Here is a 13,099-nt window from a genome sequence, read left to right as displayed (position 1 = left end):
CGGGCCGATAATCGATGTCGATGCCATATTCCTGGCAGCCGCGCCTGAGCGCCTCCGACCTGAACTCCTTGGCATTGTCGAGGTGCAGCCGCTCGGGGATTCCATAGACCGGCCACTCATCCNCGATGCCCCGCGCCGCCAGCCAGCCTTCCTTCATCAGTGCCGCATGGCTGATGCACAGCGCCACCGAAGTTGCCGACGGCGGCTCCNGCGACAGGTGGAAGCCCGCCACGCATCGCGTCGCCACGTCAATCGCCAGCGTCAGCCAGGGCCGCTGGATCGGCTCCCGCGTCTCGGTGTCCACCACGATCACGTCGACCAGCGTATGGTCGATCTGGATCAGCGACAGCGGGTATTCCGCGACCAGCGNGCCGGTGACGGGACCATAGCGATCGCGCGCAGCCTTGCGGCCACGCCGCTCGGCGAGCNCCTTGGCGGCGGGACGCTTCTCTACCCGGCGAGCGATCGTATTGCGGCCCGGCACCGGAAGGCCGGCCTGATGGCAGCGTTCGTGAACGACCCTCACAAGGTCGGCGATCAGGGGCTGCTGCCGGGTCAAGTNGNAGCTGTCGATTACCTCTTCGATCACAGTATCAACCGCCGGATCGAGCAAGGCTCCCCCCGGCGCAGGCCCTCTCGCACGCGGCAGGAGGCTNGTAAGGCGGGGATCGTCCAGATAGCGACGCAACAGGCTGTAGAGATGGGTCGGCCCATAGCCCAGTTCGCGCGCGGCGACTTCGACCTCGGCGCGGGTCCGGTCGGCCTTGTTGGCGAGCATCCTGACTACCGGCAAGCAACGGCGGGCTTCCGCCCAGGCATCCTCGTCTACGTTCAGCAGGTGCGGCCGTGTCATGGCAGGCCGATCCGTGTCGCCGGCACGATCGGCGCCGACACGTCGATGCGCAGCATACCTTGTGCGATCATGCGCCAGATCACGCCAAGCGCTTCTTCCCGCGCCGCCGGCATCGCGTTCGCCAACTCCTGGAAGGTCGGATCTCGCAACGTCCGCACCATCGCCAGCGTGGTTTTCGCAAGATCAGGATCGAGAGTGGCGCTCCGCAAGGGCAGCAGGCGCTTCGCGGCATCCAGTGCAGGACATCGGACTGTCCGGTCGGTCGCGATCCGGAAGCTTCCACCGCGCTCCCTGATCCAGCGCCGCCCCGCCGCGAACGCCGGCCTGAACCGCTTCCNTCCCGCGCGCAGGTCCGCCCGATATTTGACCTCGACCAGTTCCGAGCGGCCGTCGCTCCATTCCAACAGGAAGTCGGGCGTGTATCGTCGCCTATCACCATCATGCTCGAACCGGATCGTGATCGGCTGCGACGTGNTCTTCGCATCGCGATCGGCGAAGCTCGACAGCGTGACGAAGTCGCGTTCGNGCGCGCTCTCGTGCNCCGTCATGCCTGTCGGCACGGCGTTGAAGCCAGTCACATGCGACCGATGGCTGAGCGGAACGCGCCTCAATTTTCCTCCAAAGTTGCATGCGACTCAGTTCGCACAACCTTGGACATTTTCAGGCCGATTCACAAACCTTGGATATTATCGCGGGGAGAAGCCCGCACGAAGACTCATGTTTCGGCTCTCGCCGATTCACGAAACCTTGGAAACTGACAATCACATAATCGCCCACCGCCTCGGAATGGGCCGCGCCACCTACCGACACGACCACATATTGCCGCCCCGTCCGGGGGGAGATGTAGGTCATCGGCGTCGCGCTCGATCCCACCGGCAGCGGATGCTTCCACAGCTCGCGTCCGGTGGCGGTGTCATAGGCGCGCAGGTAGAAATCCTGGCTGCCCGCGAAGAAGAGGAGGCCGCCGGCCGTTACCGAGGTGCCGGCATAGGTGGGCATGCCGATCGGCATCGGCAGGCCGAGCTTCAGGCCCAGCGGGCCAAGCTCCTCCGCCGTGCCGGCCGGCACCTGCCAGGCGATCCTGCGGCTGTCGAGGTCGATGGCAGTGATGGTGCCGAAGGGCGGCTGCACGCAGGGGACGCCCAGCCCGCTCATCCACAGCGTCGTGCCCATGCCGTAGGGCGTGCCCGCCTGCGGCGACGGGCCGTGGCCGGTGCCGTCGCTCGGCACCTTCTTCGAGTAAGCGGGATAGTCGGCGCGCGGCACCAGCCGGTAGGATGCGGGCGTCCGGATATCGTTCATGAACACCCGGTTGGTCGCGACGTCGACCGAAAGGCTGCCCCAGTTGAGCCCGCCGACATTGCTCGGCTGCTCCAGCGCCTTCCTGAGCCCGATCGGGGTGAAATCCCCATCATAGCGATGCTGGCGGAAGGATATGCGGCAGGCGAGCTGATCGAACATCGTCATGCCCCACGCCCGTTTCTCGCTGAGCCGCATGGCACCGATCACCGGCATGCCGACGGAATAAGGCTGGGTGGGCGAGAGCCGCTCGCCTGGCGCCGCGCCCACCTGCGTCACCGGCTTTTCCGCCACCTCCGCCAGCGGCGCGCCAGTCGCGCGATTGAGCAGGAAGAGCTGGCCGCGCTTGGTGGACAGCAGCAAGGCGGGCACCTTGCCGCCGCGGCCGTCCGCCACGTCGATGAGCGCGGGCTGGGCCGGCAGATCATAATCCCAGATGTCGTGGTGCACGGTCTGGAACTTCCACCGCTCCCGCCCGGTGGCGACGTCGAGCGCCACGAGCGTCGCATTATAGGCATCCGCCCAGGGCGCGCGGCCGACGCCGTAATAATCGGGGGTGGCGTTGCCGAGCGGGAGGTAGATCAGCCCCAGCCGGTCATCATAGGCGGCGGTGGTCCACATATTGGGCGTGCCGCGCGTATAGGTCTGCCCCGGCGGCGGCAATTTGGTGATGGCCGGATTGCCGAGATCCCAGGCCCAGGCCAGTTCCCCGCTGCGCACGTCGAAGGCGCGGATCACGCCGGAAGGCTCGCCCACCTCCTGATTGTCGACCACCCAGCCGCCGATGATGATGAGGTTGCGCGCCACCAGCGGCCCGGATGTCTGGAAATAATAGCCGGGCTTGATCGGCCCCATGCCTTGCGAGAGCGCGACCATGCCGTCCTGCCCGAAGCCGGGGCAGCGCGCGCCGGTGCGGGCATCCAGCGCGAAGAGGCGGGCATCGATGGTGGTGGCGATGATCCGGTCGACGCAGGGCGCGTCCGCCGCGCTCGCATCGTCGTGGAAATAGGCCAGCGACCGGCAGCGCTGCCAGATCGGCGACCTGGCCTGGGGATCGAAGGTCCAGCGCGGCTTGCCGCTGTCGCCGTCGATCGCGGCGATGCGGTTGTTGCGCGAGCAGGTATAGAGCGTGTCGCCGATCTGGAGCGGGGTGTTCTGGTCGATGCCGGGGCCGCTGTCGCCGGTGCGGAACGTCCATGCCGGGCGCAGCTTGCTGATATTCTCCCGGTTGATCTGGGTATAAGCGGTGTAGCGCAGCCCCTCGGTCGTCTTGCCGTAGGAGGTCCAATTGTCCGGGCCGTTGCTGCCGCTGCTCGCCGGATAGGCCGCGCCGGCCGCGGGCATGATCGCGCCATGCGGCACGAAGGCGAAGGCGAACAGGGCGGCGAAGGCGATGCCGCAGGCCCCCGCGCCGGCATAAGCCGCCTTCCGCGCACCCGTGCGGACCAGCGAAGGCAGGAAGGCCAGGCCGAGCCCCGTCAGCGCCAGCGGCGCCATCAGGCGCGGGAACAGCGCCCAATAATCCAGCCCCGCCTCCCACAAGGCCCAGGCCAGCGTCGCCGCCATGATCGCCGCCATCAGCCACAGGGCGGCCGCGCGCCCGCGCCATGCCAGGAAGGCGGCCGCCATATAGGCCAGCCCGACCAGCAGATAATAAGGCGATCCGCCCAGCGCGGCCAGCCATGCGCCGCCAAGCGCAAGGCCCAGTCCGATCAGGAGGAGGATCGCGGCGAACAGGCGGGCAAGCAGGCGCATGGCTGGGCTCCCGAAGCATGCGCGGGAACGCGATCGACGCCTCCCGCAAAATCTGGCCGCGCAACATGCCCTATCGGGCGCAGTATCTTGTGAAGATGTTCGCCAAATATCAAACGATTAATGCGGACGCCCGAAAATGACGGGCAGAACCAGTCAGGACGAAGGCCGGGTAATGCCGTCCTTCAATATCGATCGGGCTACTTCGGCGACCTGATCCGCCGGCAATTCTTCGGACCAGATACTGTAGCGCAGGCCCAGGAACACGTTCATGCCCATGATCGCCCAGGCATGGGCTTCCTGAAGATCGGTGCGCAGCTCGCCCGATCGGCCGCCGGCCTGCAATCGTTCGAAGATGCGCCGCGCGGTCGATTCGTAATGGCTGCGATAGCTTGCGGGGTCGACGAACTCGGCCTCGTCGATGATCCGGTAGATTTCCTTATGCTCGCCGGCGAAGCGCAGGAAAGCCGCCAGCGCCTCGCGCTCGGTCTCCAGGGCGCCGCCGTCCGCCCTGCCGGTCAGCGCCGCGCCCACCGTGGATCGCACGCGATCGCTCAGGTCCGTCACCAGCGCGCGGAAGATTTCGTCCTTGGAATCGAAATAGGTGTAGAAGGTTCCCAGCGCAGTCTTGGCCCGGCCGGTGATGCCGATGATCGAGGCTTCGTGAAACCCCTTCTCGCCAAATTCGATGGCCGCGGCGTCCAGCAGCTTGCGCAGGGTCTGCCGCCCCCGCTCCGTGCGCGGAACCTTGTTTCCGACGGGCCCGGAGGACGGTTCTGATGTGGTCATGAAGACACAGCTACCCGCTGACCGATGCTATGGCAACGAGCCATATTGAAAGATGGTTCAACTATCAATATAGCTCCCTCAAATAGAACGAAACCAGGGAGAGTGATGCGATGGGCAAGGCCCGTTTTCTCGTGCGTGGCGCAAATATCGGTCTTGCGGCGGTGCTGGTCGCGTCGGGCCTCGCCTCCGGCGGCACGGCCCAGGCGCAATCGATCGAACCGACCGTCTCGATCGACGAAGCCGACGCCGCCATCATCGTTACCGCCCGGCGGCGGGAGGAACGGCTGATCGACGTGCCGATCGCCGTCACCAGCTTCAGCGGCGCGCAGCTCGAAAAGGCCGGCGCCATCGATCTTACCGATATCGGCCTCACCACGCCCAACGTCACGCTGGAAACCTCGCGCGGCACCAACTCCACGCTGTCCGCCTTCATCCGCGGCATCGGCCAGCAGGACCCGGTCTCCGGCTTCGAACAGGGCGTCGGCATCTATCTGGACGATGTCTATCTCAACCGCCCGCAGGCAGCCGTGCTCGATATCTACGATGTCGAGCGGATCGAGGTACTGCGTGGTCCGCAGGGCACGCTCTACGGCCGCAACACCATCGGCGGCGCGGTCAAATATGTTACCAAGCCGCTGCCGGAGGAATTCTCGCTCAAGGTGAAGGGCAGCTACGGCAGCTACGATCAGGCGGACGGCGTCGTCACGGCTTCGGCGCCGATCGGCTCGATCGTCCGCGTCGGCGCCTCGCTGGCAAGGCTTTCGCGCGGGGGCTTCGGCAAGAACCTCACCACCGGCCTCGACAATTACAACAAGGATGTGTGGGGCGCACGCGGCACGCTGGAAGTGGGCGGCCATGGCGCGCCGGTGGAGATCCGCATCTCCGGCGACTATACCAAGGACAAGAGCAATCCGCGCGGCGGGCACCGCCTGATCCCGGGGCTGGTTTCCGGCACGCCGGTCCTGTCGGACGTGTATGACAGCGAAGGCGCGCTCAACGATCCCAAGCAGGATGTGGAGGCATATGGCCTCTCCATGAACGTCACCGCCGATCTCGGCGCCGGCTTCACGCTGCGGTCGATCAGCGGCTGGCGCAAGGACGACAGCGCCTCGCCGATCGATTTCGATGCGCTGGCCGCCGTCGACGTGGACGTCCCGGCTTATTATCGCAACGAACAGGTCAGCCAGGAATTCCAGCTGCTATATGACAATGGCGGCCCGCTGACCGGCCTCATCGGCGCTTATTATCTGTCCGCCAAGGCCGATACCCAGTTCGACGTGCGGCTGTTCACGTCCGATCCGATACTGCTCCCCGGCCTCACCGCCTTCACCCAGGCGGATGTGGATACCGATACCTATGCGATCTTCGGCGATTTCACCTTCAAGTTCACCGAACAGCTCAGCCTTTCGGCCGGCGGCCGCTACACCTGGGACAAGCGCAGCGCCTATATTCTCCGCCAGAATTATCTCGGCGGCGGATCGCCGGTGTTCGGCGGGATCGGCCTGCCGCTCGGCGCGCCGGGCACCGATTTCGACGGCAGCCGGAAATTCAACAAATTCACCCCGCGCGTCTCGGTAAGCTACCAGCCCAGCCGCGATCACAATATCTATGCGAGCTATTCGCAGGGCTTCAAGGGCGGAGGCTTCGATCCGCGCGGCGTCGGCGTGAACGCGCCCGATCTCAACCGCGACGGCGTGCTCGAGGATTCGGAAATCGCCGCCTATCTCAGCTTCCGCCCGGAAACGGTGGACAGCTACGAGGTCGGCTACAAGGGCAACCTGCTCGACGGGGCGCTCTATGTGGCGCTCGCGGCCTTCCGCATGGATTACAAGGACGTGCAGATCCCCGGATCGTCGGGCTGCGTGGTCAACGGCGTCCCCACCTTCTGCGGCGTCATCACCAATGCCGGCAAGGCGCGCTTCCAGGGGCTGGAGCTTGAGACGACCGCCCGCCTCGGCCGCGATCTGGCGATGGCGGGGGACAGGATCACCTTCTCCGGCTCGCTCGGCTACATCGATGCCAAATATAAGGAATATGTGACGCAGGTTCCCGGCCAGGGCCCGGTCGACGTCGCCGATTTCCGCAAGGTGCAGAACACGCCCAAATGGACCGGCAGCGGCACCTTCACCTATGCCGCGCCCCTGGCCGATGGCGAGATCAGCCTGAGCTCGACCGTGTCCTACCGCAGCAAGACCTACCAGTTCGAAATCCCCAACCCCTATATCGACCAGAAGGGCTATGCGCTGTGGGATGCGAGCCTGGTCTATACCGCGCCGGCCAATCGCTGGAGCCTCGGGCTGCACGGCCGCAACCTCCTCGACAAGCAGTATAAGACGTCGGGCTATACCTTCCTCGATGCCGATCCCGTCACCGGGGCGCTCAGAACGGCGCCGAACGGCAACCTTATCCCGACGCTCGGCAAGGAGGGCACGCTGACCGCCTTTTACGGCAGCCCGCGCCAGGTCTTCGTGACCGCGACCTATAATTTCTGACGCGGTCGCGGCGCCCCTTCGTGACGATCGATCCCACCGCCTTCGTGCCGCACCGCTATCGCAGCGCGTGCGGCCGGCTGGAGCTCTTCGCCCGCATCTACCCGGGCGAAGGGCCCACGCTGCTGCTGATGCACGGCCTGACCCGCAACAGCGCCGATTTCGAGCCGCTGGCCCGGCATCTCGCCGGGCGATACCGCCTGATCGTGCCGGACCAGCGGGGGCGCGGCCTTTCGGATCATGATGCCGATCCGGGCAATTACCGGCCCGATATCTATTCGGCGGACATGTTCGCGCTGCTGGACGGGCTGAGCGTGGATAAGGTGACCCTGATCGGCACCTCCATGGGGGGGCTGATGGCGATGATGATGGCCGCGATGCAGCCCGATCGCATATCGGCCATCGCCCTCAACGATATCGGCCCCCGCCTGGAACCCGCGGGCCTCGCCCGCATCCAGGGCTATGTCGGGCCGGGCGCGGCCTTCGCGGACTGGGCCGAGGCGGCCGCGCGCTGCGCCGCGATCAATGCGGAGGCCTTTCCCGGTTTCACGGCGGAGGACTGGCTCGCCTTCGCCCGCCGCACCTGCCGCGAGGATGGGGACGGCGCCGTCCGCTTCGCCTACGATCCCGCCATCGCCGGCAGCATCGGCGGCGACGAGCCCGGCACGATCCCGCCCGATCTCTGGCCGCTCTGGGATGCCCTGTCCGCCACGCCGGTGCTCGTGGTGCGCGGCGCCCTTTCCGACCTTCTTTCCCCCGCCACCGTCGCGGAGATGGCGCGCCGCCACGGCGGGCCGTTCGCCCATGTCGAGGTGCCGTCGCGGGGGCATGCGCCCCTGCTCGACGAGCCGGCCGCGCTCGATGCGATCGAACATTGGCTGCGCGGCCTGCCGGACGGATCGATATGAACGCCAAGCCGTCCCGGCCCAATGTCGTGCTGGCGATGCTGCTGGTCGTCTACATCTTCAATTTCGTCGACCGGCAGATATTGGCCATCCTGGCGGCCCCCATCCAGCACGATCTCGGCCTGTCCGATGGCCAGATGGGTCTGCTCGGCGGCGTCGCCTTCGCGCTCCTCTACTCCACCCTCGGCGTGCCGCTCGCCTGGCTGGCGGATCGCACGCGCCGCAGCTGGGTCATCACGCTTTCGCTGATCTGCTGGAGCGGCTTCACCGCGCTCTGCGGCTTCGCGCAGAATTTCTGGCACATCTTCATCGCCCGGCTGGGCGTGGGCATTGGCGAGGCGGGCGGCGTCGCCCCGTCCTACGCCCTCATCGGCGATTATTTCCCTAGCCATCGCCGCGCCTTCGCGCTTTCCGTCTATTCGCTCGGCATCCCGCTGGGCTCGGCGGCCGGCGTCCTCGCCGGCGGCTATATCGCCGCCACGGTCGACTGGCGGGCCGCCTTCCTGGCCGTCGGCTGCGCCGGCATCCTGATCGCGCCGCTGTTCAAGTTCCTCGTCCGCGACAGGAAGGTCGCCGCCGATGCCGCCGGGGAAGCGCCCCGCCTGCTCGCCACCGCCCGGCTGCTGGCGGGCAAGCCCTCCTTCTGGCTGCTCTCCTTCGGCGCGGCGACAAGCTCGATGCTCGGCTACGGGCTGGCTTTCTGGCTCCCCAGCCTGCTCCAGCGCAGCTTCGCGCTCGATCTGGTGGAGACATCCTATTTCATCGGCGCGGTGCTGCTGATCGGCGGCGTGGCCGGCATGCTGCTCGGCGGGTGGCTGGGCGACAGGCTGGGCTCGCGCGATCGCGCCTATTTCGCCTATCTGCCGGCTTCAGCCTTCCTGATCGGCGTGCCGCTCTTCGCCATCGGCATCTACAGCGCCGACGTGCGCCTCGCCTTCATCCTGTTCCTCGTGCCGCAGGCCATGGCCTATGTCTGGCTGGGGCCGGTGCTGGCCGCCATCCAGCATCTCGTGACGCCGCCGGCCCGCGCGACGGCCTCGGCCCTGTTCCTGCTGATCAACAACCTGATCGGCCTCGGCGGCGGCATCTACGCCCTCGGCGCCCTCTCCGACGCGCTGGCCCCGATCTACGGCAGCGAAGCGCTCCGCCATTCGATGCTCTATTCGCTGGCGCTCTACCTGCTGGCGGCGGCGCTGATGGCACTGGCCGGCCCCCGGCTCCGCCGGGACTGGATCGGCGACCTGCCGGCCTGACGGCGCCACCCCGGACCGAAAGCCCCTACGGAACGAACCAATGGCCGGATAAAGGCAGGCGAAGCCCCGAGGAGGCCACGGGCCCTTGATCCGCAATCACCCGGCGATATCGCGACCTGGCAATTCCAGACACAGCGTTTCGGTCAAGAAACTTTTCTCACCACCGAGGAACAGTCGCTCCACGGCTACCATTCTCAGAATTCTTTAGCCCCCCTTGCCACCACATCTCGGGGGCCTCACTTTCTCAATAAGCTGANATACTCCCATTCATATCCGCGCCTCCAATATTCCTTCCGATAGATATCGCGACACGACTCCGCCCTTTGGCAGCCACATCTTCCATATCTCTATTTACGGCGTTCGGACATTTTGCCATCAAGATGAGGCAGCTCCGCAAATCGGGCTGCGGGGGGCGTCGTAACCATTGCCATGGGCCGGTCGGTTTTCCGGCCGGATGGCTGTCGCGCATGTCCAAGGCTCTGCCCAACGACGGCAAAGCCTCGACCTGCGCGGGGATGCGAACACCGGGCCTTGGTCCGGGAAGCCTCTCAATGAAAGAATGAGGGGCCATAGATGCGGACAGCGAACGCGCTTTTCATCGACGTGGGCGTCACAACCGAATTTGACCGGGCCAAGGATATCGGCCTGAGCGGTGGCATTCCGCCCGCCAAGGCATGCCTGGCTTCATAAGCGGGGGGTCTGGGATCATGTCCAATACACAAACCGCTTATGCCGCATCTGAGGAAAGCGACGGAGATGGCGCCAGCGCTCGCGAGCGCAAAGATACGGCGCTTCAAGCATCGAGCGGAAACGAACCATCTCCCCTTGGCGAGCCGACATCTCAGGCAAGGGGCCACTCAGGGCTCGCCTTTCGGACCATATGCGCCGCAATCGGACAATGGCTGAAGCGGATGTTCCGGCGGAAACCCAAAGCCATCATTCCTCGCAGCGAAGCGGAGTGGCTCGAGCTGGAGGCGGGCTCATCCCCGGACGAAGGGGAGGTCTGATCGACCAGCGCGGGGAAAAGTGGTGGAAATCCCGTCGCTTGAAAATGGTCGGGGAGACAGGATTCGAACCTGCGACCCTCTGCTCCCAAAGCAGATGCGCTACCAGGCTGCGCTACTCCCCGACATGCCGGCCTTAGCGGCGGTGGATCGGCGGGCGCAAGCCCAATCCGTCATCCGCCGCCCCGGCGGCCGGCAAAGTCATCGATGGCGCTTCACCAGCCGCAGCGTCGGCCAGTCGCCGCGCACGATCGTGTCGGCCAGCCGCATGCCCTGCCGGCGATAGGCGGACGCCACCGCATCGGCCTGGTGATCCAGCAGGCCGGCGAGGATCAGCGACCCGCCCGGCAGCAGCGCGCCCGCCAGCACCGGCGCCAGTTCGATCAGCGGGCCGGCGAGGATATTGGCGATGATGAGATCATAGGGCACCCGCGCGCGCAGGCGGCGATGGGCGAGGCCGGGCGCCGTCACCAGCTCGATCCGGCCCGCGCCGTGCCCAATCATGCCTTTCCTGGCCGGAATGCCGTTCACCGCCGCATTTTCCGCCGTCACCTCGATCGCGACGGGATCGATGTCGGATGCGATCACCCGCGCGCGCGGCCATACCGCCAGCGCGGCGAAGGCGAGCAGCCCCGTGCCGGTGCCGACATCGGCGATGTCGGTGAAGCGGCGGCCGTTGCGCTTCAGCCGATCGATCATCAGCAAGCAGCCGGCGGTGGTTTCATGATGCCCCGTGCCGAAGGCGCGGCCGGCCTCGATGGTGAAGGCGATCGATCCTTCGGGCGGCGCCTCGGTCGCGGCCGGGGTGCGGACGTGGAAGCGCCCGGCGTGGATCGGCTCCAGCCCCGCCTGCGAGAGCGTCACCCAATCCTCCTCGGGAATATGGGCGATCACCGGCTCGACGCCGTCCGCGCTGGGCACGAGCGAGCGGACCAGCGCCACGGCCGCATCGTCGGGCCGCCCTTCGAAATAGACATCGAGCTGCCAGTCGTCCGGCCGGGCCGGATCGGGCTCGCTGGTCATGATCGTCGGCATCGGATCGATCAGCGCCAGCGCCGGCACGTCGTCCGCCAGCAGTTCCGCCTCCGCCTTGGTGCAGGGGAGCGTCAGCTTCCAGCTTCCCTCGCGCGGGGCATCGAAGGGAAAGCCGATCACGCCGTCGCCCTTCGGCTCCGCCGCGGGGACCCTGCGGCCCCTGCGGGCGACCGGTTGCTTAGCGGACATAACTTGCTCCATTGATATCGATCACGGCCCCCGTCATCGACGCGGGCGCCTCCAGCGCGAGGAAACGCACGGCCTCGGCCACCTCCTCCGGCATGGCGACGCGGCCCAGCGGAATATCCGCCAGCAGCCTGTCCCCGCCGCGGCTCGCCATATATTCCTCCGCCGGCCCGTTCATGGTGAAGCCGGGGCAGACGGCGAAGGCCAATATGTCCTGCCGGGCATAAGCGCGCGCGATCGTCTTGGTCGCCGCCAGCAGCCCGGCCTTGGACGCGGCATAATGCCAATGATCGGGGCTGTCGCCACGGTGCGCCGCGCGGCTGGCGACATTGACGATGCGGCCACCGGCCTTCCGCTCTTGCCAATGGAGCACCGCGCCGCGGCAGAGATCGGTGGCGGCGAGCAGGTTCACCTGCAGGGTGCGCTCCCAGCCGGCGCGCCATTCGGCGTCGGGCAGGCCGATCGGCGTGGCTTCGAAGATGCCGGCATTGTTGATGAGCACGTCGATCCGGCCGTCCAGCCGTTCCAGCGCTTCGCCCCACAGCCGCGCAGGCGCATCGGGATCGGCGAAGTCGCAGGCGATCGTTTGCGCGTCCGCCGCACGGGTGGCCTGGCCGACCACGCGGACGTCCGGCAGCCCGCCCAGGCTTTCGCGGATGGCGGCGCCGATACCCCGGCTCGCGCCGGTCAGGAGAATATGAATGGACATGGCCATGCCGATAGGACGACACCGGCCGTCTGGGAAGGCCCTGTCGCCGGATCGTGGCGCGACGGGGTTGACGTCCCGAGCTTTCCGAACGAGTATCCGAATGTGATTCGAGAAATGCCTACGCCCCGCCGCTCGATCGGCCGACCACGCCTGCTCACCCGGGATATGGTGATCGACGCCGCGATCGACATCGGCCTGGCCGCCATCAGCATGAAACGCCTTGCCGAACATCTCGGCGTGGGCACCGCCACGCTCTACCAATATGTCGGCAGCCGCGACGAGCTCCTGAAGCTGGCGGCCGCGCGACAGGTCTCCTCGCTCGACATGGACGAGGCGAGCGACCTGCACTGGTCGAAATATATCGCCGCCTTCGCCCATGCCATCCAGGACCAGCTCGTCCGCTATCCGCAGATCATCGTCCAGTTCATCGATGCGGGCCTGGGGCCGGAGGTCGAGCTGGAGGTGGCCGAGCGGTTCCTGCAGGGCATGGTGACGCGCGGCTTCACCCCGGAAAAGGCGCTGGAGATACAGAGCCATATCGGCGCGCTGGCGATCGCCGGCGCGGTGGCGATCTGCCGCGAGCGGGCGAGCCGCGCACGGGGCCGCTCCTCCACCGCGCGCGTCCAGGCGGCGCTCACCCATTATGCGGCGGAGGAGCTGCCGCTGATCCGCGCCCAGGCACAACATTATTCGACCGACACCGAGACCATAATCGACCGGTTGATCGTTCCACTGATTGAAAAGATCGCGCGCGAACGCGGGGAGGCTCTGCCTGAGGGCTGATCCCCTCCCCCCGTCAGCCTGCCAACGACATCAAATGAGAGG

Annotated in this window: 9 protein-coding genes and 1 tRNA gene; 4 read left to right on the top strand and 6 right to left on the bottom strand. The window is 66.7% G+C overall.

What is annotated here, in order from left to right; translation table 11 throughout:
• Positions 1–849: 849 nt before the first annotated feature.
• The 3 genes from BHE75_RS07465 to BHE75_RS07455 all read right to left on the bottom strand — a co-directional run bounded on the left by BHE75_RS07465 (position 850) and on the right by BHE75_RS07455 (position 4,693).
• Complete coding sequence (locus BHE75_RS07465) at positions 850–1,401, bottom strand: TnsA endonuclease N-terminal domain-containing protein (protein WP_084653467.1); 552 nt, start codon at positions 1,399–1,401, stop codon at positions 850–852.
• 112 nt (positions 1,402–1,513) lie between these two features.
• Positions 1,514–3,907 carry a membrane-bound PQQ-dependent dehydrogenase, glucose/quinate/shikimate family gene (locus BHE75_RS07460; RefSeq protein WP_254684388.1) on the bottom strand — a complete coding sequence of 798 codons (2,394 nt, stop codon included), beginning with the start codon at positions 3,905–3,907 and terminating at the stop codon, positions 1,514–1,516.
• 153 nt (positions 3,908–4,060) lie between these two features.
• On the bottom strand, positions 4,061–4,693 hold the full coding sequence (locus BHE75_RS07455; protein ID WP_070933498.1) for a TetR/AcrR family transcriptional regulator: 633 nt from the start codon (positions 4,691–4,693) through the stop codon (positions 4,061–4,063).
• A 110-nt stretch (positions 4,694–4,803) separates the two neighbouring features.
• Here BHE75_RS07455 and BHE75_RS07450 point away from each other — a divergent pair, with 110 nt between their 5' ends.
• Genes BHE75_RS07450 through BHE75_RS07440 form a run of 3 tightly spaced genes read left to right on the top strand, consistent with a single transcriptional unit; the run spans position 4,804 to position 9,340 of the window.
• A complete protein-coding gene (locus BHE75_RS07450; RefSeq protein ID WP_070933497.1) occupies positions 4,804–7,185 on the top strand; it encodes a TonB-dependent receptor in 2,382 nt (793 codons plus the stop codon).
• Positions 7,186–7,205: 20 nt separating this feature from the next.
• Positions 7,206–8,090 carry an alpha/beta fold hydrolase gene (locus BHE75_RS07445; RefSeq protein WP_070933496.1) on the top strand — a complete coding sequence of 295 codons (885 nt, stop codon included), beginning with the start codon at positions 7,206–7,208 and terminating at the stop codon, positions 8,088–8,090.
• Complete coding sequence (locus BHE75_RS07440; RefSeq protein WP_070933495.1) at positions 8,087–9,340, top strand: spinster family MFS transporter; 1,254 nt, start codon at positions 8,087–8,089, stop codon at positions 9,338–9,340. Before BHE75_RS07445 ends, BHE75_RS07440 begins: the two co-directional genes overlap by 4 nt.
• 1,052 nt (positions 9,341–10,392) lie before the next feature.
• Here the strand turns inward: BHE75_RS07440 and BHE75_RS07435 are convergent.
• The 3 genes from BHE75_RS07435 to BHE75_RS07425 all read right to left on the bottom strand — a co-directional run bounded on the left by BHE75_RS07435 (position 10,393) and on the right by BHE75_RS07425 (position 12,274).
• Positions 10,393–10,469: transfer RNA gene (locus tag BHE75_RS07435), tRNA-Pro, on the bottom strand.
• 76 nt (positions 10,470–10,545) lie between these two features.
• Positions 10,546–11,568: a 50S ribosomal protein L11 methyltransferase gene (locus BHE75_RS07430; protein WP_070933494.1), complete on the bottom strand. Its 1,023-nt coding sequence runs from the start codon at positions 11,566–11,568 to the stop codon at positions 10,546–10,548.
• The gene (locus BHE75_RS07425) at positions 11,558–12,274 is read right to left on the bottom strand and encodes an SDR family NAD(P)-dependent oxidoreductase (protein ID WP_070935593.1); all 717 of its coding nucleotides are present in this window, start codon (positions 12,272–12,274) and stop codon (positions 11,558–11,560) included. The genes BHE75_RS07430 and BHE75_RS07425 overlap by 11 nt, the downstream gene beginning before the upstream one ends.
• Positions 12,275–12,388: 114 nt before the next feature.
• Between BHE75_RS07425 and BHE75_RS07420 the strand changes: the two genes are divergently transcribed.
• Positions 12,389–13,057: a TetR/AcrR family transcriptional regulator gene (locus BHE75_RS07420; protein WP_254684387.1), complete on the top strand. Its 669-nt coding sequence runs from the start codon at positions 12,389–12,391 to the stop codon at positions 13,055–13,057.
• Positions 13,058–13,099: the final 42 nt, after the last annotated feature.

The sequence above is a fragment of the Edaphosphingomonas haloaromaticamans genome (genome assembly GCF_001853345.1).
GTDB lineage: Bacteria > Pseudomonadota > Alphaproteobacteria > Sphingomonadales > Sphingomonadaceae > Sphingomonas_E > Sphingomonas_E fennica.
Note: the sequence above shows the minus strand (reverse complement) of the source record. Positions and strands in the feature narration are given on the sequence as shown.

Excerpts from the sequence above, each read along its gene's own strand:
- BHE75_RS07460 (WP_254684388.1), bottom strand. The coding sequence starts at position 3,907 with ATGCGCCTGCTTGCCCGCCTGTTCGCCGCGATCCTCCTCCTGATCGGA.
- BHE75_RS07455 (WP_070933498.1), bottom strand. The coding sequence starts at position 4,693 with ATGACCACATCAGAACCGTCCTCCGGGCCCGTCGGAAACAAGGTTCCG.
- BHE75_RS07450 (WP_070933497.1), top strand. The coding sequence starts at position 4,804 with ATGGGCAAGGCCCGTTTTCTCGTGCGTGGCGCAAATATCGGTCTTGCG.
- BHE75_RS07440 (WP_070933495.1), top strand. The coding sequence starts at position 8,087 with ATGAACGCCAAGCCGTCCCGGCCCAATGTCGTGCTGGCGATGCTGCTG.
- BHE75_RS07430 (WP_070933494.1), bottom strand. The coding sequence starts at position 11,568 with ATGTCCGCTAAGCAACCGGTCGCCCGCAGGGGCCGCAGGGTCCCCGCG.
- BHE75_RS07425 (WP_070935593.1), bottom strand. The coding sequence starts at position 12,274 with ATGTCCATTCATATTCTCCTGACCGGCGCGAGCCGGGGTATCGGCGCC.
- BHE75_RS07420 (WP_254684387.1), top strand. The coding sequence starts at position 12,389 with ATGCCTACGCCCCGCCGCTCGATCGGCCGACCACGCCTGCTCACCCGG.